Here is a 23,044-nt window from a genome sequence, read left to right on the forward strand (position 1 = left end):
GCGGCGGTAGGCGTAGCCGGTAGCGGTGACGACCATGAGGAAGCTAGGGGGCTTCATCTTGGCAGTGTCGATATCGGCGGCGAAGGCGAGTAGGTTTCGGGCCGCCTCCTCGATGCGTTCCTGGTTGGCGAGCTTCACTTCCACCGGTGCCCAGCTTCCACCTCTCAGGTGAATGACAGCATCGGCTTCCCGTCCCTTCTTGTCACGGTAGTGGTAGACCTGGCCGTTAAGGCTCTCAGCGTAGACGCGCAGATCACGTACGCAGAGAGACTCAAAGAGCAACCCGAAGGTTTCGAGGTCGTTGATGAGGTCATTGGGGCCGAGACCGAGGGCGGCGCAGGCGATGGACGGATCGACGAAGTGCTTCGTCTCCGATGTCCGCACGGCGGTTTTCGATCGCAGGTTCGGGTTCCATGCAGGAAGGTTCTCGATGACGAAGAGTTTTTCTAGCGCTGAGATGTAGAGCGAGATGGTCTCGTCGCTGAGCGTCGCCTCGTCGTTGGCGGCCATGTCCTTGCGGATTTCGGCCAGAGAGGTCTCAGTGGCGACGGCGCGAGAGTAGGAACGCATGAAACGCTTAATGCGCTCGGGATTCTTCGCCCGCCGGAAAACGCGGTTGATATCCTCGTGAACAAGGCCATCGTAGAATACAAAGGCCTGTTCGAGGGCGGCTTCTCGATCAAGATCGAGGGCGCGGGGCCATCCGCCGCGACAGGTGAGGTAGGCGTAGTCTTTCAGCGTCGCATCGCACTGGGCAGCCACGGAGGACTGCTCTTGGAAGAGCGATGCCAGGGAGACGCTTCCATTGCCGTCTCGGGACTCAAAGAGCGACATGGTTCTCATGGTTAGAGGGCTTATTCGCCCTATGCCGCTGTGCTCATAGGGCGCTGCCTCGTTTTCGTCCGGATCGGCAAGGGGGGTGGCGGAGCCGGTGAGTATAAACTGCCCGTTCCCGTTCCGCCGATCGACTTCATAGCGAATTTGGTCCCAGATAAAGGGAATGACCTGCCACTCGTCGATGAGGCGGGGGGTGGGTCCATCTAGCAGCAGCGAGGGGGCGTTTTTAGCAAGCTCGATATTCTGGGCACTCGTTTGGCGATCTTGCATGAAGACGGCGCTTTGGGCTCTCTGCTCGGCGGTGGTGGACTTTCCGCACCATTTGGGGCCTCGGATAAGCACAGCGCCGCTTGATCGCAATTTAAAGTCAAGCTGGGAGTCGACAACGCGCGAATAGTATTCAATCATGAAAACCTCCTTATATCAGGAAGTTTAAAATAACCTCGGTCATTTGGCAATAATAACCTCGGTCATTTGACAGACTTAATATCGGTTATTTGGACGATATAACTTCGGTCATTTGGCATGCTGGGCGATTGCCGGACATGGTGTTAGGAGGGACGTCGAGATTTTTGTGAGGCAATCCCTACCTTATGCAAAGTTTTTTGAGTGGGAAAACCTACGTTTTGAAGGGGAATTCCTGCGTTTTGCAAGGTTTTCGTTGAACTAGATGATAAACGATAGATTTAAGACTAGATTAAAGGGAGGCGCAAGGTGAAGGTAGTGCCTGCTAAGGCGGAGCTTGCGACGGTGAGGGCTCCCTTGTGAGCTTGAGCGATGTCGCGGGCGATGGCGAGGCCTAAGCCGTAGCCGGCGGGAGCCTCGTGGGTGCGGGCCTTGTCGGCGCGGTAGAAGCGGTCGAAGAGGTGGGGGAGGTCTTCGGCGGGGATGGGCTCGCCGGAGTTGGTCACCGCGAAGGTGGCGGCGCGGTCGTCTGTGGCCAGGCGCACGCTAATGGAGCCGCCCGTATCGGTGTATTTGCAAGCGTTATCCAAAAGAGCGGCCACGGCGCGTTGGAGCTTGCGCTCGTCGCCGCGGACGACAGCGCTCTCTTCAACGGTCGACTCCATGATGATGTCCCGCTCGAAAGCCACCGATTCGAAGGTGAGCACCTCGCCTTCAACCAGGCGGCTGAAATCCACGGGCTCATAGGAGGCCGCGCCGGATTCCGTTGTCGGCCGGGCCAAATCGAGCATATCGGCCACGAGCCCCTGCATGCGCTCGGCTTCCACCTGGGTGCTGTCGATCCACTGGCGTTGGCTGGAGATGGTGTCGCTCCCGCGCTGGCGCAGGATGGCGTTGTTCGCGAGGATGACCGTGAGCGGCGTCTTCAGCTCGTGGGACGCGTCGGCGATGAACTGCTGCTGCTGGGTCCAGGCCTGCTGCACCGGCCGTAAGGCCCAGCGCGAGAACACAAGATTCAGCAGGAACAAGAGGGCCAGCGCGCCCAGGCTCACGATGGAGAGCACCAGGGCCAGCGAGCGCCAGCCATCGGCGGCGCCCCCATCGGCGAAGGCGATGACGAGGTCGGGGCCGGCATCGCGCTTGGCGAAGTAGAGGCCCGCTTCGGGCAGGTAGCCCCAGGGGCTTTGGGAGCGAATGACCTCGGGGATGGCGGTTTGGAGCAGCGAATCGGGCACCGTGGCACCGGAGCGGTCGGCCATCTGCATGACGGTGCGGCCGGCAACGTAGTAAACCGCCACGGGAAGCGAGCTTTCCCCCACGGCCGTGGGACCGCCGATTTGGGGCGGGGCAAAGCCCGGGTCGCTTGTGCCGGCGCCGATATCGGGAGTCGGCTCTTCTTCGTCGGCGGGTCGGTTCGCATCTTGGGCGCGATGGCCCTCGGGCTTGGCGCCTGATGCGGTTGCGGGGCTCCAGCCGGCGCTTTCCGCGGAATCTACGGACGCTTCTTCGGCGTCGTCGCGGTCGTCTTCTTCGGCTTCTTCCCGGTCGTCTTGCACATTGGTCTGCGGGCCTTCCCAGAGGATGGAGCCTTCTTCCACGCCATCGTCGCGCTGGAAGGGCTCGTGGTCGGGGATGAGCTGGGGCTCGTGCAGCGACCGGTTTGCGGCCACCATGAGGGTGTCGCGCACGTCGTCGATGTCGGCGCGGTAGTCGGCGTAGCAGATGGTGGCGAAGGAGGCCGCCAGCACCAGAGCGGCGATGGCCATGTTCAGCCCGATGAACTTTGCGCGCAAACGGCGCAGCATGGGGGCCGCGTCGCTTGCCGGGCGCGGCTGATCCGGTCTGGTCGGCTGGGGAGCGCGGGTCATGAAAGCCTAGTCTCCCTCGGTGAGTCGGTAGCCCACCGATCGGATGGTCTCGATCTTCGCCTTCGATCCCACATGGGCCATTTTCTTGCGGAGAAACGAGATGTAAGCCTCCACGTTATTGTCGCTGGCGCTGGAGGCGGGACCCCAGGCGCGGCTGATGAGCTGCTCCTTCGAAAGTACTGCTCCGGGCGAGCCGAGCAGGATGCGGGCGATGGCGAATTCCTTCTGGGAAAGGCGGATGGATTCGTTTTCGCAGGTGAGGTCCATGGATTCCAAATTCAGCGTAAGGTCTCCCACGGCGAGGGTCTCGAACACGACGTCGCCCTGGCGCCGCGTGAGGGCGCGCAGGTGGGCCAGAAGCTCGGCGGGGGAGAAGGGCTTGGTCATGTAATCGTCGGCGCCGGAGTCGTAGCCGGTGATTTTGTCGCTGATGGCATCGCGGGCCGTGAGCAGCAGGATAGGTGTGCTCACATGGGCTCGGCGCAGGCTTTGGGCCACGGTGAAGCCGTCGGCCTTCGGCAGCATGACGTCCAGGATGATGATGTCGTAGGTGCCGGACTGGCCGTACTCCAGGGCCGCCGCGCCGTCGTGCACGGTGTCGGTGGTGTAGCCGTTGTCCTCAAGGATGCGGGCGAGCGCCTCGGCGAGACGGGTGTCGTCTTCCACAACCAAAACGTGCATGGGCGGTCCTTTCCTTGAGGGGCGGCAATGCGTGGTGCTCGTTGCCTGCGCGTCGGGCGCGTTGCGGCGCAGCGGGCGCGTTGTGTGCTTCTAGCATTGTAGCGGCCCGCCTGAAGGCAACCTGAAAGGAATCGGCTGGTTCAGGCAGTTTTCAGGAAGTCCCCGTATTGTAATGGCCGGCCTGCGGGGGATCAGGACTTCGTGGGCCATAAGGAGAAGGAGCGTTATGGCCGGTTACAACAGCGTGTTCAAGCGCGTAGAGAAGAAGTACCGCATCGGTGTGGCCGAGCGCGCGGCCGTGGAGGCGGCTGCTTCGGGCTTGATGAAGGTGGACGCCTACGGGCGCACCCGTATTACGAGCTTGTACCTGGATACGCCGGAGCGCGCTATGATTGCTCGCTCGGTGGAAAAGCCGCTGTACAAGGAGAAGCTGCGGCTGCGCGCCTATGGCGAGGCCGATGGCGCAGCGCTTATGGCCGCCTTTGGCGCGGGACCGGTGGTGCGTGAGGCCAATGGTGTGCCGCTGTCCGATGCCGAGGTGGAGCGCCGGGTTCGCATTGGCCTTGAGGCAGCGCGGGCGATCTCTGAAGGCGCGTGCAGCTCTCTTGTTGAAGTGAGTTCGAGCGAGGTGCGGGCTGCACAGCGTCCTGACCGGGAGGCAGAGAGCCTTGCCGACGACGAATCGGCAGGCGCCGGGGAGCTGTGCGCCACGATGGTGTTCTTCGGCATTAAGAAGAAGTTCAAGGGCATCGTGTACAAGCGCCGTCTCGCGCTTACGCTGCCAGCGGCGTTGGCTTTCGTGAGCGGACTGCCCTATGAGCAGGCGTGCGCTCGATGGCCCTTGGCCGACGAGGCGGCTGCGCGGGCGGCGCTGTCTTCGGCAACGCGCCAGATTGCCTGCGAGCTTGAGGCGGCCATGGACCGCAATTTGCCGCTGGTGCCTTCTATGGGCATCGCCTGCGACCGCGAGGCCTGGGGCTTTCGGTCCGCGGCGCTGGCCGATCATGCCGATGACGCCCTCTTCGATGCTGAGCTGCGCATCACGTTTGACGACTGCCTCGAGTACCTCGATTGCCGTCGCCTGGGCGGCGTGCCTGGTTGCGGCGGCGCTGACTCCCGTTCCGGCTCCGGCTGGCTTCCCATCATCGAACCCGCCGAGTCCATCATGGAGATCAAGAGCGCCGGGCCCTATCCGGCGTGGCTTGTGGCGTCGCTTTCCGCGCACGCCATTTACCCCGCCTCGTTCACCAAGTACGGCAACGCCTACCAGCTTTGCTCGCGTGCTCAGGAAAAGTTTGCTGCTGTTTTTTGCAAGAAAGGCGGGTTTGTTAGACATCCGTCTTTCGACCTGAGGAGAAAGCGAGAGAAAAGGCCTGGTCACGCGTTGGCGAAACCCCTTTAAGTCCAAGCAGGGACGAAAAAAGGGGAGGCGGACTGCAAACAAACGCCTTTTTTCTGCAAATAGGAAGAAAAAACTTGTCCGAGAGAAGGGAATTCCATGTTTGATTCAACGTTCACGTCCGTTTTCGGGACGGCCGACTCGCTCGTGGGAGCGGTGTCGACGGCCGACTTCTTGCTGTGCTGCGTGTTCTCGGTGGTGCTGGGCGCTGCCTGCGCCGGTGTGTACATGTTCCGTCACAGCTACTCGAAGAACTTCGTGGTGACCTTGGCGCTTTTGCCGCTTATCGTGCAGATGGTCATCACGCTGGTGAACGGCAATCTGGGAGCGGGCATTGCGGTCATGGGCGTGTTCAACCTCGTGCGCTTCCGCTCTATTCCCGGTTCGGCCAAAGATATCGGCAGCGTGTTCCTCGCTATGGCCATCGGTCTGGCCACAGGGATGGGATTCATCGTGCTGGCCTGCGTGTTCACCGTGGTGGTGGCCATCGTGAACCTGGTGTTCGTGCTGACGCCTTTCGGCAAGCCGCGCGAGCCGGGCAAGACGCTGCGTATCACCATTCCCGAGGATCTGGAATTCGACGGCGTGTTCGATGCGGTGCTCAACCGCTACGCTGCGGAATCCGAGCTTACGGAAGTGACCACGACCAATATGGGCAGCCTGTTCCAGTTGACCTATCAACTGCGATTGCGCGAGCCGGGGCTCGAGAAGGCCATGATCGACGAGTTGCGCTGCCTCAACGGGAACCTGAAGATTTCGCTGGGGATGACGCCGGCGGGGCGCGAAACGCTGTAGCTCGCTCGAGGCGCTTCCCGGCACCGGCGCTCACTGCCCGCTGCGCGCTGATCCCCCTTCCGAACGCGGCAAAAGAAACAGCGGAAGGAGCGCACGCTAGTCGGTACTATCCCGGCGCGCTTGCTGCTGAAGTGGAGCTGTTTCTTAAGAGCCGCGTTCTCCAGGGGGCGCGCAGAGGTCGTCGAGCGCCGGTGCCGGGAAGCACCTCGAGGGTTTTCGTTGGGAGCCTATTGAGCTGAGTTTTAACGGAGAGTCTCTCAGACCTGACAAACGATATTTATGAGAGGGAGTAGCAATGATGGAAGTTAAGGATGTAATGGGCGCCTGCGCGGCGCGGCGACGGGCTTTTGGCCGTGGGGCGCTGGCGGCGATGCTGGCGGGGTCGCTGGCGCTGACGGGGTGTTCGGGCGGCAATTTCGAAGATGCCGACGAGGGCAGCGCGCAGCAGACCGAGCAGGGACAGAGCGCTCAGCAGGGAACGGACGGCGCGGTGGACTGGGATGCGCTCATCGATATCCCTGGGATGGACTTCGACTATTCCGACCGCGACAAGGACGCCTCTTATGACGAGGCGGCGGCGACGATCATCGAGCTTACGGGCCAGGGCGCCACGGTGTCCGGCGAAGGCGCTGCGGTCGAGGGCTCTACGGTGACCATCGCCTCAGCGGGCACCTACGTGGTGAAAGGCGAGCTTTCCGCCGGTTCGCTGGTGGTGAACGCGACCGATCAGGACAAGGTGCAGATTGTGCTCGACGGGGCGACCATCCGCAACGAGAACGGCCCGGCGCTGAACGTGCAGCAGGCCGACAAGGTGTTCGTGACGCTGGCCGAGGGCACCCAGAACACGCTGGCCGATGGCACGGCCTACGACCTGGCCGAAGGGGAGGACGAGCCTAATGCGGCGCTGTACTCCAAGGACGATCTGACCATCAACGGCACGGGTGCCCTTACCGTTGAGGGCAACTACCGCCATGGCGTGAACTCCAAGGACGATTTGGTCGTCACGGGCGGGGCCATCACGGTGACGGCTAAAGAGGACGGTCTGCGCGGCAAGGACTGCGTGAAGATCGCCGACGGCACCTTCACGGTGACGGCTGGCGGCGACGGCGTGAAGTCGAGTAACGACGAGGATCCGACGTGCGGCTTTGTGGCTATTGACGGCGGAACCTTTGCCATTGAGGCTGGCGACGAGGGATTCCAGGCGGCTACCTACCTGCGTCTTGCCGGTGGTAAAGCTGAAATCAAGGCGGGAGACCATGCCCTGCGCTCCGATATTGAGGCAGCCATGACCGGCGGGGAGTTCGTTGTGGAAGCCGGTGGGAAGGGCATGAATCCCGAGACGAAATTCACCATGGACGGCGGCTCGCTGGTGGTGACAGGCTGCGACGAGGGCATCGAGGCTCAGGAGGTAATCATCAACGACGGCGCTTTGGACATCACAGCTTCCGATGACGGCATCAACGCCGCTGTGGCCGAGCGTGCCAGCAATGATGCCGAGGAGACGGCGGGTGCTGCAGACGATGCGGCGGCCAGCGCGGGTGCGGACACGGAGAATGCAGCCCCTGAAGCGACGGATGCTGAGGGACCCAAGGGTGCCAAAGGCGCCTACGCCGCCACCGATGGCGAGCAGCAGCGTCGTGGCGGTCAAAGCGGCGAGAATGGCCAGGACGGCCAGAGGCCGGAACCTCCCGCGGGCTTCGACTCCCAGGAAGGCGAGCGCCCCGAGCTTCCGGAGGGCGCCCAGAATGGCGAGATGCCCGAGCCGCCGAGCGGGCAGAATGGCGAGCGCCCCGAGCTTCCCGAGGGCGTCGAGCCTGGTCAGATGCCCGAGGGCCAGCAGGGCGGCGGCTTCGGCGGCCCCGAGGGTGGAGCGGGCGGTCCGGTGGCCGCCAACGCCAGCGAAGACTGCCTCATCCAAATCAACGGCGGCACGGTAAAGGTGGATGCCGGCGGTGACGGCCTGGATTCCAATGGCACGGTGGAAGTGACGGGCGGCACGGTGCTCGTTAGCGGTTCCACCACCGGCGGCGACAGCGCCCTGGACTACGAGTACGGCGCTACCGTCAGCGGCGGTGTGGTCATCATGGCCGGCTCCACGGGCATGGCGGAAAGCTTCACCGACGGCAGCAGTCAACCCTTTGCCCTGGTGAACATCGAGGGCACTGCGGGCACGGAGCTGTCTGTGGAAAGCGAGAGCGGCGAGGTGCTGGCCTCCTATACGGTGCCCAAGGCCTTCCAGTGCGCCGTTGTGTCGGTGCCGGGCTTGAGCGAAGGTGGATCGGCCAAGTTGGTCGCCGGCTCCTCTTCGGTTGACTTCACCGTGTCGACCACGCCGGTAGCTGGCATGGGCGGTATGGGCGGTCCCGGCGGTATGGGCGGCCAGCGCGGCGGCGACCCGCGCGCAGCCCAGGACGGCGCAGACCAGGCCCGCGAGGGCCAGGATGGCTCGGCGCAAAACCCGACGCGGGCTCACGAAGGCGCGGCAGGCGAAAGCCCTAAGGCGGAGCTTTCGGCCTAGCGATCCTCAACGGTTTCGCCGTCGGCCGTAACAGGTCGGTGAAACGGGGGGAGCGTGCGCTACACTCATATACCGCAGAACGCGGTTACGGCCCCGGGGGCGCAGTAATATCTACGCTGCCCGGGGTCTTTTGCGTTAAGGCCCGGAAACGACGAAGATGATCGGAAGGGCTTTCATGAAAGGTCGTACAGCCACCCAGCGTACCACGCCATCTCTTACGGCGCTGCTCGCCGTATTCTACGGTTGCGGGTTTCTAGCCGGCTTCAACGAGAATCTCGTGAACATGGCCTTAGTGGCCATCATGGGCGATTTCGCCGTAGATGCCGTCACGGCGCAGTGGCTTGTCACCGGCTACATGATTGCCGTTACGGTGGTAGTCACCTGCATGGCCTACCTTTATCGGCGCGTTCCCATGAGGCCGCTGTTCTTCGCCGCTTCGGCACTGAGCGTCGCCGGCTCGCTGGGCGGGCTGGTGGCGCCGAACTTCGCCGTGCTTATGGGCGCCCGTCTCGTGCAGGCGGTGGGCACGGGTGTGTTCATCCCGCTCATGATGAACGTCATTGTCGACAAAGTGCCTCACGAGAACATGGGCACCTATCTCGCCGTGGGCAGCAGCATGATTACCTTGGGCCCGGCGACAGCCCCCATCGTCACGGGCTTTCTCGTGAGCGATCTCGGGTGGCGCAGCGTGTTTTTCGTTCCCCTGGCGGCGGCGCTGGTGCTTTTGGCTTTGGGCGCGGTGGTGGTGCGCGACGACCGCCCGGCCGCCCGCACCCCTTTCGATGTGGTCTCAGCCCTGCTAGTGGCTCTTGGCGTGACGCTGCTCTCTGTAGGGCTTTCGGAAATCTCGCAGCGGCCCATCGCGGGTCTCGGGTACCTGGCGGCTGCGGCCCTTGCTCTGGCTGCCTTCGCCCTTCGCTCCCGCCGGCGCGCCCAGCCGCTCGTCTCCCTTGAGCCTCTGTCCCGTCGCAGCTTCTGGCCGGCGGCGGTAATTGTCGTGGTCACTATGATGACCTATTTCTCCCTCAGCGTCATGGCCCCGCTGTACTTCGAAGAGGCCGCAGGGCTGGCCGCCTCTGTGGCGGGCGTCCTCATGGTGGCGCCGGTGCTCGCCAACGCCACGGCCTCGGTACTGTCGGGCCGCGTGCTCGACCGTCGTGGCGAGTGGCCGCTGTTGCCCGCGGGTTTGGGAATCGCCGCGCTTGGCTTGGCGGCTACGATTGCCGGATCGCTTATGGGCTTAGTGGCCGTTGTCGCCATCGGAATCTTTTTCGGCTATCTGGGCACGGGCATGGTGCTCTCGCCGGCCCAAACGGCGGGCCTGCGCCGGCTGCCCGACGAGCTCGACTCCCACGGCGTCACCCTCATGTCCATGGCCGTCCAGCTGGCAGCCTGCCTGGGGCCCGCCACCTACGTGGGCATTATGAGCACCGCCGCTGCCCGAGCGGCCGCCGCGGGCGCTGTCGCAGCTTCAGCTTCCGCCACGGGCTTCGCCTGGGCCATGGCCGCAGCCCTGATTGTCGCCCTCGCGGGTCTCGCCTGCGCTGCGCTCTACGCCCGGCGCATGAGAAGCATTGTGGCCTAAGCGCTCGATTGAAGAGCATGTTCAGGAAAGGTCTTTCTCGTCTGATAAAGATATGATAAAGAGAAAAGAGGTCTATGGTGATTTGTGTTGCGCTGGCTCCCATTATCTAGTGTAGCGGCCTACGCAATAAAATGACAATAATTGAAGCGTTTCATTTTGCGGTATCCTGAAAAGACCCAGTAAACTCGCGAAGCGGGTGGTTTGCAGGATGAGGGAAGGGGCGGCCGCAATGGGGCACAAGCGACTGTCGTGGTGGTTTACGGGAGCCTTGCTCTTCGTCCTGTTCGCTGTTATCGGCGTCTACTCGCTGTGGAGCACCGATGACCAGCGCATTGCCAGCGAAGAAAAAGTGCTGGGAGAAGCGCGTCTTCTGGCCGAGCAGATGGCGGCAGCGTGGGATTACGTCGATACAGCCCAGAACGCCATCAACTACAACTCCGATGGCCGCTACGATTTCAAGGGCGTGTACTGCTCGGTGGCCGGCAAATCCATCGCCCGCAACTTCTCGCAGAACACCGATTGCGTGGTGCGCTATACGCGCGAAAATCCTCGCACCGGCCCCGATGCCCCTGATGCTTTCGAGGCCGAGGCCCTCGCGCATTTCGAAGAAGGGGAAACGGAATACTACGATGTCGTCTCGGTCGACGGCGAGTCGACGTTTCGCTATCTGCGCGCTATTCCCGTTAAGTACGGCTGCTTGACCTGCCACGGCGAACCCGCTGGCGAGCTGGACGAGACGGGGTTTCCTCGCGAAGGCTACCAACTTGGAGATTTGGCTGGCGCGGTGAGCTTGGCCATTCCCATGAAGCTGTACGAGGAAGAGGCCGCGGCGCGCACCGCGGCCAATGTGAGCCTTTTCGTCGCTCTCGCGGCGCTCATTGTGGCGTGCGCGGTGGCCGTCAACACCGTACTCGGCCGCCAGAGCCGTCAGATTGAGGCGATGAACAAGAAGCTCGAGCAGACAAACGAACACCTGGCCCAGGTTAACGATGCCCTCGTGAAGGAAAGTGAGTACAAGTCAACCTTCCTTGCCACTATGAGTCACGAGCTGAAGACTCCGCTGGCATCCACTATCGCCCTTGTCGACGTGTGGGAGCGCGATCGCGAGCGGGGCCGCGAGGGACAATCGCAAGAAAGCCTCATGGCCGAGATACGCCGAAACAGCGCCAACCTTCTCGCCACCATTAACAACACGCTTGATGCAGCTAGCTTGGAGGCCGATCGCTATAGGGTTGATATCGTTCCCCTGGATATCCTGGATGCAGTGAACGCGGTCGAGCAAACCGTCGAGCCTCTGGCGCGCGAAAAGAGCGTTGCCTTCGAGGCGCTTGTCGACCCGAGCTTCCCCCTCGTTATGACTGACTCTTCTATCGTTCACAAGGTGCTTATGAACTTGCTTTCGAACGCGGTCAAGTTCACCGAACCCGGCGGATCGGTGAACTTGAAGATTACACTGGAAGAAGACCGCTCCCACATGCGCATCGTTGTGTCTGACACCGGTATCGGCATCCCCGAAGACGAGCTGAGCTTCGTGTTCGAGCGCTTCCGCCAAGCCGACCAGTCCATTTCCCGGCGCTATGGGGGAAGCGGGCTTGGTCTCGCCCTGGTGAAGGAAATGGCCGAGCTGCTGGGCGGGAGTGCCGGTGTGGAAAGTGTCGTGGGCGAAGGCAGTGTGTTCTGCGTTGTGATTCCCTGCAAGGCAATGGAGGAGCAATGACCATCAAGGTAATGGCTGTTGATGACGAGGCGAGCATTCTCAATTTGATTCGATCGGTGTGCGAAGACACCGGCTACGAGTGCGTTTTGTGCTCGAGCGGAGACGAAGCCCTCGAGTCCTTTGTGAAAGAATGGCCCGATGTGGTCGTGCTCGATGTCATGATGCCCCGTGTGGATGGCTTCGAGGTGTGTCGGCGTATTCGCGAGACCGACGAGAACGTGCCGGTGCTGTTCCTTTCGGCGCGCGATGACATCATCGACAAGCGAATCGGCTTCTCCTTCGGCGGGGACGACTATATGGTGAAGCCGTTCAACGAAGAAGAGCTTATCCTGCGCATAGAAGCGCTGGTCCGACGTTCCCGCCGTCTCCAGCGCCCCGCGAGCGACGCTGCGGAAGTTCCGGCTCCGCTGGAGCGGTTCACGCTGGGGGAGTTCACCTTCGATGCCTTGCGCCATGAGGTGCTCCGTGGCGAGCAAGCCATTGTGCTGACGCCCAAGGAGTTTCAGCTGCTATATCACCTTGCTTCGCATCCGGGCGCTGTCATGAGCAAGGACGAGCTCATCGAAACGCTGTGGGGCGAGGAGTATGTCGACGGTGCCATCTCCATTGCCGTCTACGTTCGCAAGATCCGCGAGAAGATCGAGGACAACCCCGCCAAGCCCGTTTTCCTCAAGACGGTCTGGGGCGTGGGCTACTCGTTTGAGGCCTAGCGAGACAGTTATTGTGAAATCACAATAAAACGGCAAGGACCTCTTTATGGCGTGATGGGCTCTCCCTTCCGTATAGTTCACGCTAGGAGAGTCGAATCGAAGTGATTCGCCAAATGGAAGGAGAGGAAATGAAGACGAGAAAGGAACGTGCCGTCGTAGCCGGCGTCATTTGCGCGACGATGGCAGTGCTGTCTCTTGCGTTGTTTGCCTGCGCTCCGCAAGGCGACTCGGCACCGACACCTGCGGCAGAAACCGGATCGACCATGCCGGAAAATCCGACCTATGCCCAACTCATCGAGATGTATCCCAATGAGTACAACTCCGCCATGATGGGCAAGACCGATGAGGAAGGCGAGGATAACAGCCATGCTGGATTCCAGCCCCTCATGGAGACTCCCGCTATTCGTGACGTCTCTGGCGCCATCATCGAGGTGGTGGACGAGGACGACCCGGAGAAAAGCGACGTGGCTATGAAGTGCGTGGCTTGCAAGACGAGCCACTTCATGGACTTCTACGAGCAGGATGGCCTGACGGCCTACACCGATCGTCTGCTCGATGCCGAGGGCATGAAGGCCATCAATGGCGAGTATTGGGATTGCTACAGCTGCCATATCGTGAAGGACGGCGAATGGACCATCCAGGCCAACGCCGCTTGGGCCAACGAGAAGTTCGCCCCCAACGTTGCCAAGTCCATCGCAACGTTGAACCCCAGGGAGGCCGTCTGCGGCCAGTGCCACAACACGGTTTCCCCGCGTGCCTATATCACCGATGAGGCCACCCAGCAGTCCTACGACCCCTATCGCTACGGCTGGGATTTGGGTTCTCGCTACAAGGCGATGGTCGAGGATGAGATTTACGTGGTCGATGAGGACACTGGCATCAAGATGGTGTCCATGAACCATCCTCAGATTGAGGTGTTCCAGGGCTCCATCCACCAGTCCATGGGCCTTACCTGTGTCGACTGCCACATGACCCAGGCGACCAGTGATTCGGGCGAGACATACACGAGCCACAACGCCTCGGGGGTGGTTGCCGAGAATGATGCCGCCATGGAAAAGTGCCTGACCTGCCACAAGACGCAAAATAACATCTCGACGGTTGATGAGATGCGCGCGTTCCTGAAGGAGAACCAGAAGGCTCAGGCCGATCGTCAGAACGAGGTCGATAAGAAGCTGGCAGAACTTTATGACGGTATTCTCGCTGCTGTGAACAACGGCGGCGTCGACGAGGCTGATCTTGAAGCGGCCAAGGACAAGTATTCGCTTGCGAACTGGTACGTGAAGGAGCAGCAGGGTAACCTGTTCGACCCGGTTGATGGCGCCCAAATCGCCCACAACCCCGATGTGCTGCGCCAGTGCCTCGAGCGTGCCGACGTGCTCATCGACGAGGGCATGGAGCTGATCGCGTAGCTCCACGCATTTAAAATCGCCCAATAAAAGGGTTCGGTGCGGGGAGGGCTCGAGACTTTATGGCTCGAGCCCTTTGCCTATTGCAGAAAAAGAATGCGTTGTGATTCAACGCTCATGATTAACAAAAATTAATCAACCGAGAAGTCGTCATCCCAGTATGATAGTTGAACGACGGGCGGAAGTGCTGAGGTCATCGTGGGCAAATTATTTCAAACTATCATGCAGATTGTTATTCTAGCTGCGCTGACTGTAGTTACTGCGATTCCGCCTCTAGATAATTACAAACTGAGTACTGTGCCCCGTTATGCTGTAGGGGACGGGTGCCTTGAAGCAGCGCGAGCCGAAGGCGCCCCCTGCATCTTCGCCTTTGGTCGTGATGCCGGGAACGGGCAGCCTATTATCTGGCAGGCGCTCTTTTTGGATAACGATTTCGACTGTCGTACGTCCAAAAAAGAGGAAAGCATTTATGCGGTCTCGCAGTCCTTTCTAGGATTGCTTTCAAACTGCTCCTACGTCGACCGGGGAGCGGGAGAAACGTTGGAGACCTGGGGATCGGACGTGGAAGAGTCTCTTTCGGCGAGCGAGCTCAATGCGGTGGTAGAAACGTTCACCAACGGCGTCGCTGACGGTGTTTATCAGGAAGCAGCGTTGAGCGGAGATAAAGTTTTTCTACCGTCTGTAGCTGACGCTTTATATGAGAGGGAATTGCTTCTTGTCAGCGAAGGCTTCGCTGATGATGTCGAAACGCCCGATGAACGATGGTGGACAAGATCGCGGGTCGCGGGCGACTCGCTCCGCGCATGGGGCGTTAATCAGCAAGGGAAACTATTTGCCAGTTATGAGGGAATGCGCCTAGGAGGTCGCGCTGCGATCAACATCGACAAGAGTAATCTGCTGCTGACTTGTTTTGGCTTGCAAGAGCAAGGGCTGTGCAAAGACGTTTGCTTCACTAGTTTTTTGGAGCGGCCTTCGCAGTGCGAAATCGGCGATGTGGTTACGATGCTCTTAAAAAGTGACCAGATGCCGAATCCGCATTGCGAGGCGTGGGAGCGAAAAGGGAATCTTCTTTCTGCACAGGTAACTGTCGATTCTGCTCCCGAGGGTTCGTTTTTATCAGCAGTCGTCGTATCCGAAGACGCGCGGGGCGCGTGTTCCGTTGAGGCTTTCGGTCGACTTGCCGAGTTGGGAGATCGGCCCTTCTCGCAGCAAGTCCGTATGAGGATTCCCCTGTTGAATTCAAATGTGGCAGCACGAGAACTCTGGGTCTTCGTGGAATGCGAGCCTGCTGGCGTTTCGAGAGAAGTATCATCTTGTCCTGAAAAGGTCCAGCTATGAAAGGGCTCTTTAATCGAGCGAAAAGCCTCCGTGTGCTCATGGCTGTGGCTACGGGAGTCGTGCTCATTGCGCTGATGGGCATAGTGGGCGTGATGACGGTGCAGCAGCAAGAGCATCAGATGCAGATTGAGATGCTCGAGAAGGCTCGCATACTTCGGGCGCAGATGGGTGCCACGTGGGATTACATAGAGGAGAAGCAAGAAATTATTGAGCAAGATTCTGATGGGTCGAGACGATTCAAGGGGGTCAACTGTGCGATTGCCGGTAAAGAAATCGGGCGGAGGATCAGCGACCAAACCGACTATCAAATCGCCTTCACTAATTTCTCGACACGCAACGCAAACGACTCTCCAAATGATTTTGAGCTAGAAGCCCTAAGAGAGTTTGCGAATAATCCTACGCGCGAAGAGTATTTCGCCAGAAGCGAGGATGGTACGACGTTTCGATATGCTGCGCCCCTCTGGATAGAGGAATCGTGCCTTGATTGCCACGGCGGCCCATTGGGCGAAATAGACCCGGCGGGATTTCCGAAGGAGGGGAGGGCGGTCGGCGATCTTGCAGGAATTATGAGCATCGGTATCCCCACAAAGCTCTACAGCAGTGGTCTTTGGGAAAACATATTGCGCCAAATTGCCGGGCTGGGTCTTGCCATCGTGGCAGTTGCCTTCCTCATGTTCTTTCTTGTGTCGCATTTTGTAACCAATCCGCTTAGCAAGCTCGAACGGTTTACCCGACAAGTAAGCGCCAAAAACTTTGATGTAGGAGAAATCGAAGGACCGACCTATGGGGAGGTCGGGGGCCTTGTCCAGTCGTTCACTGCAATGGCGACGGACCTGAAAGCCACGCATGAAGACTTGGAAAAGCAGGTCGAGGACCGTACGCGTGAGCTATCGGAAGCAAATAGTGCATTGCGAGAGCAAGGAGAGGTGCTGCAGCGTGCTAACGAGCAGTTGGCTGAGGAGAGCGAGAGGAAGTCGGATTTCCTTGCCATGGTGAGTCATGATTTGAGAACGCCATTGACCTCAATTATTGCCTATGCAGACTTGGGTCTTGCGGAGGCGTCCTGTGAAGAGCCAGAGGCAGCCCACGCGTTTTCCGAGATCAAGGGCAGCGGGAAGAGGCTCTTGACATCAGTTAACAACATCTTAGAAATGGCTCAAGCCGAAGCAGGTAAGCTTGTGGTTACTCATGAGCCGGTCGATATGGTTGATGTAGCGAATGAACTGGAGGGCATGGCCTTGCCCTTAGCGAAGAAAAACGGGCTTGATTGGTCGCTTTTCATTGACCCCCACGTGCCTGTTCTCTATTCGGATGGAGAAAAGATCCGAGAAATACTCGAGAACCTCGTTTCAAACGCAATAAAGTTTACCGACGCTGGTGGATACGTGACTGTAGAAATAGCGCGCGAGGTTAGAGAAGGGGAAGAGTGCGTTGTCGCAGCAGTCTCGGATTCTGGCTGTGGAATCCCCTGCCAAGATATTGATGGAATATTCGAGCGCTTCGGGCGCGGTCAATTTGCGGTCGAAAAGGAGATAGGGGGAACAGGGCTCGGCCTGTCGGTAGCGTTAGCCTTGGCTAACGCTTTGGGGGGCTCTATAGAGGCCGCGAGTAGGGTCGGCGTGGGCTCCAGATTCGCTCTTGTGCTGCCTGCTGGAGGTGGAATATGGAAGGAGATGGAATGAGGATTCTGGTTGTTGACGATGATGCGGACGTTCGGTCTCTTGCCAAGCGAGTTCTCGAGCGAGAGGGCTACGAGTGCGTTCTTTTGGCCAATGGCGATGAAGCAGTAGAGCAGTGCCGCACTATTGAGCCAGACGCAATTGTTCTCGATATCATGATGGCCGGGATGGACGGTTTTGCTACGTGCGAAAAGCTAAGGGGTCAAGGAGTTACCGTACCGATTTTGTTTCTCTCGGCAAAAGGAGATCTTGTCGATAAAACGGTGGGATTTCGTTCGGGGGCAGACGACTACATTGTGAAGCCGTTCGAACCGCAGGAACTATTGATTCGCATCAGGGCTCATCTGAGACTCTATCAGCGGCTTGTGGGGATGGACAAGGACGTTATTGCTTCGGGAGACTTGACGATAGACGGGAGACGCCAGGTTGTTTTTTTGCGAGGGACGCAGATTGACCTGACGCCCAAAGAGTTTCGCATTCTATTGCTGTTTGCCCAAAACCCCGGAACGGTTTTTACGAAAGATCAAATCATCGAGGAAGTTTGGGGGGAGGAGTTTGTTTCTGAAACGACAAGCATTGCAGTATTTATAAGGCGTATTAGGGAAAAGATAGAAGAAGAGCCCTCGAAGCCTAAGAGGCTGAAAACCATTTGGAGGGTTGGCTACAAATATGAGCCCTTTGGTGAGCAATGATGAACAAAGTTTAAGAGTAGTCTTAAGAATGGGTCAATTGAACCGCATGAGCCTCCTCGATATTCTTGACCACAATGGAGTCGCCCTATCTCAGTGGTAGAGCGGCGAAACGTGAGCGACGAATGGAGGAAAAATGAGGAAGGGTAAAAAGGTTCTCGCGCTCCTGCTATCAATGGGTCTTTTCGCGGGGTGCGGCGCCCTTGCCGCCGGCTGCGCTACTTCGGACGACGCAGCCGCGCCGGCCGATGCGCTGGCAGACACAGAGGGCAAAACGTCCGAAAGGCCCACCCCGGCAGAATGGGCGGCGAGCTACCCCGACGAGTACGCATCGTTTATGTCAGGCATTGGCGACGTGAAGGACAAGGACGGAAAGCTGCATAGCCATGCTTCGCTACGTCAGAAGGTTGAGAAGACTGCTAGCGATGTTTACGCCACCAAAGACGGCGGTGTCGGCTGTATCGCATGTAAGTCCTCGGCTTTTAACGATCTATATGCCCAATACGGTGAGGATCTTTGGGGAGTGAGCTATAAAGATGTCGCTGCCGATATCGATGCGTATTGGGATTGCTATATGTGCCATGAAAATGAGCCGGGTACTCAGGTGACAGGCGCTATCATGTCTTACCGCGAGCTGGTTGGCGACGACTACTTCAACAGTCTCGATCCGGGCGATCAGGCTTGTGGGCAGTGCCATAATATTCTTGGCGGTTACACTCGTCGACTGGCTGCAGTTGAGGGCAACGATTTAACCAATTTGGAGCCCTATCGCTATGGCACCGATCCCGATGCAATCTATAAGGCATTTATTGAAGATGGCGATACGCTCAAGGTTGACGAGGATGGCGTCGAGTATTTCTATGCAGGCCATCCGGACGTTGAGATTTTCCAGGGGAGCACCCACGAGAGTTTGGGGCTGACGTGTGCGAGCTGCCATATGCCTTCAACTCAGAACGAGGATGGAAAAGCCTATACGAATCACAATGCGTCGGGCTCTCCTCTCGAGAGCGAAGATGCTCTCGAGTACTGCCTCACGTGCCATAAAGCGCAGGGCATTGACGATACCGAGGCGATGGTGAAGTTTGTTAAGGGCAAGCAGGCTGAATCCAAGGCCCAGTACGATGCGGCCCAGGAAAAAATCGATGAACTGCATGACCTTATCGTTGCCGGTGGCGTTGACGATCAGACCGATAAGCAGGCACGTGAAATCTATATCAAAGCTCGCTGGTATCAAGGTTACGCGAATGGTGATGCCGGGGTTCCTGGCAGCAAGGTTCCCCATGCCGCCGATGCAATGGCAGGTTACTATCAGCAGTCAATCGATACTGCCGAAGAAGGTATCGCGCTTTTCAAATAGCGAAACTGGGGTAAGGGAAACCTGATCCGAGTTTGCCCCCTCCCAAAGGCCCGAGGCATACGCCCCGGGCCTTTTTGTTTAACAGGTATGCTTTTGCGGACGTGTGAGTTGTTGTGCTGACGATTAAAGGTCATCCCCACCGATTTTGCCGCCTTCGTGAAACCGCTCCTGCGCTTTAGCGTGTTGGAGTACAATGGATTGCGCCTGTTCGCGGCATCGCGCGGGCGCTTTTTCGTTGAGAAAGGGATGGTTTCATGGCCGACATCACCGAGGTCGATTACATCTGGAAGAACGGCGAGCTGGTGCCGTGGGCGGAGGCGACCACCCATGTGCTGTCGCATTCGCTGCATTACGGTTCCGGCGTGTTCGAGGGCATCCGCTGCTACAAAGTGCCCGATGCCGACAAGTCCTTCGTGTTCCGCTTGCGCGACCATATGGAGCGCCTTCATCGCAGCTGCAAAATCGCCCAGATCGATCTGCCCTACAGCGTGGACGAGCTGTGCGAGGCCACCCTTGAGGTCATTCGCGCTAACAAGCTGCCGGCCTGCTACATCCGCCCGCTCGTGTACCGCGGCTACGGCGTCATGGGCGTCGATCCGTCGGGCGCGCCGGTGGATGTGGTCATCGCCGTGTGGCCGTGGGACGCCTATCTCGGTCCCGAGGCCCTGGAAAACGGCGTGTCCGTGGGCGTCTCATCGTGGCGCCAGCGCTCCAACAACGCCATTCCGCCGGCGGTAAAGGCCACGGCGTCCTATATGAACTCCATTCTCGCGAAGATGGAGGCCAAGGCCCACGGGTATGCCGAGGCCATCATGCTGAACGAGGCGGGGCTTGTCTGCGAGGGAACGGGCGAGAATCTGTTCCTCGTGCGCAACGGCGTGCTTTCCACGCCGCCCCTGTCCGATGGCCTGCTCGAGGGCATTACGCGCGACACCGTGCTGTGCTTGGCCGATGATTTGGAAATCCCGGCGGTGGAGGAAAGCCTTACCCGCAGCGATCTTTACATCGCCGATGAGGTGTTCATGACCGGATCGGCCGCCGAACTCACGCCTGTCGGTGCGGTGGACGGCCGCGTTATCGGCAAGCCCGGCGAGGTCACCCGCGCTTTGCAGGATCGCTTCTTCGACTTGGTCTACGGCCGCATTGAAGAGTACGCTGATTGGCTTACGGAGGTCTAATGGCTGAGATTCGCACGTCCGACGTCGACGATTTGCTGCGCGTGCTGGCCACGCTCGATGACCCCGATGCCATCTTCGCTCTGCTTGAAGACCTGTTCACCGTGCGCGAGATTCGCGAGACGTCCCAGCGTTTGGGCGTCGCGCGGCTTCTTGCGGCGGGGAAGTCCTATGCGTCCATCGAGGCCGAGACCGGCGCTTCGGCTACCACCATCGCCCGCGTCTCGAAGTGCCTGAGCTACGGCTCCGGCGGTTACGAGCGGGCGCTGAAGATTCTCGACGAACAATAAGCGACGGTCGCATCGGTTGCAACTTTGGAAGGCGCTTTCGGGCGCCTCTCCTTTTTGGCCCGTGTCCATATCGCGGTTATTTGCCCTAGCGAAATTTTTTCTGGTCAAATAGCGGCGAAATGGACACATTTTCAGCAGCTTTGGACGCCGTGCGAGCAAGGGGGGAGCAATAATACCTGGTCAGAGCCCCGCGCAGTTTTGCTCTCTTTGCGGAACGTGTCCATATCGCGATTTTTTGCCAAAAAAGAGCGGGCCGCCAGCTTTGTGGAATGCCGGGAAAAGGAAGAGGCGGCTTGGGGGAGCCGCCTCTTTGCGGGGTTCGAGAACGAATCGAGGAATCTCGTTCTCGCGGAAGCCGGGCTGTGTGGGGGGTTCCCGGCTTCCAAAAGAGAGAAGAAGGAAAGGAAAGGGGAAAAGGAGGAGAGAGCTTCTTTTCCGTTTCGCTGGTTTGCAGTATAGGGAACGAAGCGTCGCCGGGAAGGGTCCGATGCGCTCAGTTACCGTGGCGTAAATAAGCGTTCATCTTTCTGAAAGAACCGAGAGATATTCTTGTTTGCTTGCTGGGCTTGCGGGGTTTGCCTGTGGCGTCGGCGAGGGCAACGTCAGTTGTGGAGAACGTGTAAACCTTGTCTAACTCTCTTGCGTCCTAAGATTAGTTAACCTATTATAACTTTTGTCAGCAGGGCCCAGGCTCCTTCGAAGCGAGAGTGACGGGGGCATCTGAGAGCGCTGCGACACCTCCTCTCTTCTTGTTTTACTGGGTGGCGAAGCTTCTCCTCGTCTTGCTGTCGCCACAACACGAAAGCCCGCGTCCCCCTTCGCGGGCTTTCGTGCGTTTGGGTTCGGAAAGCGAATGGCGGCCGCAGGTTGCCGCCGGCTTCGAAGGAAGCGCGCGTCGGTTGCGCCTCGTCAATGTGAAGGGTGGCGGTAGCGGGGCTGTAATCTTGGTTGACGCGAGGTTAACTATTACCTTGCCAGTATAGATTTCCCTTTGTTGACATGGGGCTTTCAACTGAAACAAAGCGGTCGCGCAGGGGCTACGAAGTACGCGCGCGGGCCTGTTTCGCGCACGTTTTCAGTAATCATTTATCTGCAGGCTCAAGAGGTCGTGCGAACGAGGCGGACGCGCCCGGTTCGCGGATTTCGGGCGTGTCGGCGCAAGGGCCATCGCTCGCGCGCCGCGCAAATTGAACTTACGAGTGAGCGCTTTCAAGGGAACGGTGATAACGATGAAACTGAAGAATGTGGGATGGGTGGCCTTGTCGGGTTTGTTTGCCATGAGCCTCGCGGGCTGCGCGACCCAGCCCGGCCAGCCCGCCCCCGCCGGCTCCGAGCAGGCAGTCGAGCAGGCCGAGAACCAGGGCCCTGCAGCCGAGCAGGCCGCGGTGGACCAGCAAGCCGACGCGCAGACCGCCGAGCAGGAGGCCGCCAACCCGGCCGAGCTGCAGATTGTCGACTCCGGCTGGTTCGCCGCCGACAACGGCATGGTGGACTTCGCCGTTCAGGTGCAGAATCCCAACCATACCGTTGAGGCGGTCGACCCCGTCATCGAGGTCGTGGGCAAAGACGATGCTGGTAACGTGATCTTCGACGAGACCATCGAGACGCCCGGCGTGCTGCCTGACTCCACGTACTATTACTCTTACGTGGCCGGCTCCACGGCCGGCAGCTCTGCTAATGCTACCGAAGTCGTGAAGCCCTCGACCGTCGACTTCTCTATCACCACGCCTGCGGACTCTTGGAAGGCCACCGACCAGAAGCTGGCCGATGTGTATACCGTGCAGGATAACGGCGCGGCCGACACCCAGTTCGGCGCCAAGGAGTTCACGGGCACGGTAACGGCCTCCGAGACCCTTGACGGTGCCACGCAGTCGCGCGTCGACGTGGTGCTGCTCGATGCGGACGGCCATATTGAGGGCGGCTACTTCAAGATCGTCGATACCGAGCCCGGCCAGGCTGCCGACTACGACATCTACGCCGTGGGCGCTCCGGAATACGCGAGCTACGCCGTGTACGCCAGCCCCTGGGCCGAGGAGGCAGCCGCATAAACGCTGGGCGACAGAGTGAACTTCCGTAGGGGGCGACTTCAGTCGCCCCCTGTTTTTGTCATGCGTTTTGTTCCGCTTGAGAGGGCCGACTGAAGTCGGCCCCTACGGGGATGGGCTTTGTCGTGCGTTCAGTTCGACTTGATAGGGGCGAACTAAAGTCCGCCTCTACGGCGGTGAGGTTTGTCTTGCTTGGGAGCGGTTTAAAAGGGATTAGGCAGATGGCGGCACAAAAATAAACCGAGTCTTGTCTTTTCGTTTTCTCCGGACTCGATAGAGTGGATGCCAAGGGCGGCTCATTGTGCCAAGCCGTCCTTGGCGTTTAAGTTGCGATTTGCTAAACGAGAAAGTGAGACAACCATGCCTTACCAGAAAGGACCCGGCAAGACCGTCGTCATCGCCCTGGGCGGCAACGCCCTCGGCAACACCCCCCAGGAGCAGCTCGAGCTGGTGCAGAACACCGCCAAGCACATCGTCGACATGATCGAGGAGGGCACCAACGTCGTCGTCTCCCACGGCAACGGCCCCCAGGTCGGCATGATCAACAACG

18 protein-coding genes are annotated in these 23,044 nt (G+C 59.5%); 15 read left to right on the plus strand and 3 right to left on the minus strand.

The window, feature by feature from the left end:
* From VJ923_RS10590 to VJ923_RS10600, 3 genes are all read right to left on the minus strand, one after another.
* The coding region (locus tag VJ923_RS10590; RefSeq protein WP_326441281.1) for an ATP-binding protein at window positions 1–1,245 on the minus strand (1,245 nt) is incomplete at its 3' end.
* 284 nt (window positions 1,246–1,529) lie between these two features.
* Complete coding sequence (locus VJ923_RS10595) at window positions 1,530–3,110, minus strand: sensor histidine kinase (RefSeq protein ID WP_326441283.1); 1,581 nt, start codon at window positions 3,108–3,110, stop codon at window positions 1,530–1,532.
* Between the two features lie 6 nt (window positions 3,111–3,116).
* The gene (locus VJ923_RS10600) at window positions 3,117–3,791 is read right to left on the minus strand and encodes a response regulator transcription factor (RefSeq protein WP_326441285.1); all 675 of its coding nucleotides are present in this window, start codon (window positions 3,789–3,791) and stop codon (window positions 3,117–3,119) included.
* A 226-nt stretch (window positions 3,792–4,017) separates the two neighbouring features.
* Here VJ923_RS10600 and VJ923_RS10605 point away from each other — a divergent pair, with 226 nt between their 5' ends.
* From VJ923_RS10605 to VJ923_RS10675, 15 genes are all read left to right on the plus strand, one after another.
* On the plus strand, window positions 4,018–5,193 hold the full coding sequence (locus VJ923_RS10605) for a VTC domain-containing protein (RefSeq protein WP_326441287.1): 1,176 nt from the start codon (window positions 4,018–4,020) through the stop codon (window positions 5,191–5,193).
* A gap of 96 nt (window positions 5,194–5,289) precedes the next feature.
* Window positions 5,290–5,985 carry a DUF4956 domain-containing protein gene (locus VJ923_RS10610; protein WP_326441289.1) on the plus strand — a complete coding sequence of 232 codons (696 nt, stop codon included), beginning with the start codon at window positions 5,290–5,292 and terminating at the stop codon, window positions 5,983–5,985.
* 295 nt (window positions 5,986–6,280) lie between these two features.
* A complete protein-coding gene (locus tag VJ923_RS10615; RefSeq protein WP_326441291.1) occupies window positions 6,281–8,503 on the plus strand; it encodes a carbohydrate-binding domain-containing protein in 2,223 nt (740 codons plus the stop codon).
* A 175-nt stretch (window positions 8,504–8,678) separates the two neighbouring features.
* Window positions 8,679–10,088, plus strand: coding sequence for an MFS transporter (locus VJ923_RS10620; protein WP_326441293.1), 1,410 nt, complete (start codon window positions 8,679–8,681; stop codon window positions 10,086–10,088).
* A 229-nt stretch (window positions 10,089–10,317) separates the two neighbouring features.
* Window positions 10,318–11,805, plus strand: a complete 1,488-nt coding sequence (locus VJ923_RS10625) for an ATP-binding protein (RefSeq protein ID WP_326441294.1) — start codon at window positions 10,318–10,320, stop codon at window positions 11,803–11,805.
* A complete protein-coding gene (locus VJ923_RS10630; RefSeq protein WP_326441296.1) occupies window positions 11,802–12,515 on the plus strand; it encodes a response regulator transcription factor in 714 nt (237 codons plus the stop codon). Before VJ923_RS10625 ends, VJ923_RS10630 begins: the two co-directional genes overlap by 4 nt.
* Window positions 12,516–12,643: 128 nt before the next feature.
* Entirely contained in the window at window positions 12,644–13,924 is a 1,281-nt protein-coding gene (locus VJ923_RS10635; RefSeq protein WP_326441298.1) for an ammonia-forming cytochrome c nitrite reductase subunit c552, read from the plus strand.
* Window positions 13,925–14,119: 195 nt separating this feature from the next.
* On the plus strand, window positions 14,120–15,259 hold the full coding sequence (locus tag VJ923_RS10640; RefSeq protein WP_326441300.1) for a hypothetical protein: 1,140 nt from the start codon (window positions 14,120–14,122) through the stop codon (window positions 15,257–15,259).
* Window positions 15,256–16,941: a c-type heme family protein gene (locus tag VJ923_RS10645; protein ID WP_326441302.1), complete on the plus strand. Its 1,686-nt coding sequence runs from the start codon at window positions 15,256–15,258 to the stop codon at window positions 16,939–16,941. Before VJ923_RS10640 ends, VJ923_RS10645 begins: the two co-directional genes overlap by 4 nt.
* Window positions 16,938–17,630, plus strand: a complete 693-nt coding sequence (locus tag VJ923_RS10650) for a response regulator transcription factor (protein WP_326441304.1) — start codon at window positions 16,938–16,940, stop codon at window positions 17,628–17,630. The genes VJ923_RS10645 and VJ923_RS10650 overlap by 4 nt, the downstream gene beginning before the upstream one ends.
* Before the next feature lie 133 nt (window positions 17,631–17,763).
* Window positions 17,764–18,984, plus strand: coding sequence for an ammonia-forming cytochrome c nitrite reductase subunit c552 (locus VJ923_RS10655; RefSeq protein ID WP_326441306.1), 1,221 nt, complete (start codon window positions 17,764–17,766; stop codon window positions 18,982–18,984).
* Between the two features lie 254 nt (window positions 18,985–19,238).
* The gene (locus VJ923_RS10660) at window positions 19,239–20,162 is read left to right on the plus strand and encodes a branched-chain amino acid transaminase (protein WP_326441308.1); all 924 of its coding nucleotides are present in this window, start codon (window positions 19,239–19,241) and stop codon (window positions 20,160–20,162) included.
* The gene (locus tag VJ923_RS10665) at window positions 20,162–20,449 is read left to right on the plus strand and encodes a YerC/YecD family TrpR-related protein (protein WP_326441310.1); all 288 of its coding nucleotides are present in this window, start codon (window positions 20,162–20,164) and stop codon (window positions 20,447–20,449) included. The genes VJ923_RS10660 and VJ923_RS10665 overlap by 1 nt, the downstream gene beginning before the upstream one ends.
* Window positions 20,450–21,678: 1,229 nt before the next feature.
* Window positions 21,679–22,497, plus strand: coding sequence for a hypothetical protein (locus tag VJ923_RS10670; protein ID WP_326441312.1), 819 nt, complete (start codon window positions 21,679–21,681; stop codon window positions 22,495–22,497).
* A 357-nt stretch (window positions 22,498–22,854) separates the two neighbouring features.
* Window positions 22,855–23,044, plus strand: a 190-nt coding sequence (locus VJ923_RS10675; protein WP_456049075.1) for an amino acid kinase family protein, incomplete at its 3' end; no start/stop codon positions are given.

The organism is Adlercreutzia shanghongiae, assembly GCF_035830635.1.
In the GTDB taxonomy this organism is placed as follows: Bacteria; Actinomycetota; Coriobacteriia; order Coriobacteriales; family Eggerthellaceae; genus Adlercreutzia; species Adlercreutzia shanghongiae.

Bases quoted from the DNA above. Each gene is read 5' to 3' on its own strand.
- VJ923_RS10655 (WP_326441306.1), top strand. From the start codon at position 17,764: ATGAGGAAGGGTAAAAAGGTTCTCGCGCTCCTGCTATCAATGGGTCTT.
- VJ923_RS10630 (WP_326441296.1), top strand. From the start codon at position 11,802: ATGACCATCAAGGTAATGGCTGTTGATGACGAGGCGAGCATTCTCAAT.
- VJ923_RS10645 (WP_326441302.1), top strand. From the start codon at position 15,256: ATGAAAGGGCTCTTTAATCGAGCGAAAAGCCTCCGTGTGCTCATGGCT.
- VJ923_RS10595 (WP_326441283.1), bottom strand. From the start codon at position 3,110: ATGACCCGCGCTCCCCAGCCGACCAGACCGGATCAGCCGCGCCCGGCA.
- VJ923_RS10610 (WP_326441289.1), top strand. From the start codon at position 5,290: ATGTTTGATTCAACGTTCACGTCCGTTTTCGGGACGGCCGACTCGCTC.
- VJ923_RS10660 (WP_326441308.1), top strand. From the start codon at position 19,239: ATGGCCGACATCACCGAGGTCGATTACATCTGGAAGAACGGCGAGCTG.
- VJ923_RS10615 (WP_326441291.1), top strand. From the start codon at position 6,281: ATGATGGAAGTTAAGGATGTAATGGGCGCCTGCGCGGCGCGGCGACGG.
- VJ923_RS10625 (WP_326441294.1), top strand. From the start codon at position 10,318: ATGGGGCACAAGCGACTGTCGTGGTGGTTTACGGGAGCCTTGCTCTTC.
- VJ923_RS10670 (WP_326441312.1), top strand. From the start codon at position 21,679: ATGAAACTGAAGAATGTGGGATGGGTGGCCTTGTCGGGTTTGTTTGCC.
- VJ923_RS10665 (WP_326441310.1), top strand. From the start codon at position 20,162: ATGGCTGAGATTCGCACGTCCGACGTCGACGATTTGCTGCGCGTGCTG.
- VJ923_RS10650 (WP_326441304.1), top strand. From the start codon at position 16,938: ATGAGGATTCTGGTTGTTGACGATGATGCGGACGTTCGGTCTCTTGCC.
- VJ923_RS10600 (WP_326441285.1), bottom strand. From the start codon at position 3,791: ATGCACGTTTTGGTTGTGGAAGACGACACCCGTCTCGCCGAGGCGCTC.
- VJ923_RS10620 (WP_326441293.1), top strand. From the start codon at position 8,679: ATGAAAGGTCGTACAGCCACCCAGCGTACCACGCCATCTCTTACGGCG.
- VJ923_RS10605 (WP_326441287.1), top strand. From the start codon at position 4,018: ATGGCCGGTTACAACAGCGTGTTCAAGCGCGTAGAGAAGAAGTACCGC.
- VJ923_RS10635 (WP_326441298.1), top strand. From the start codon at position 12,644: ATGAAGACGAGAAAGGAACGTGCCGTCGTAGCCGGCGTCATTTGCGCG.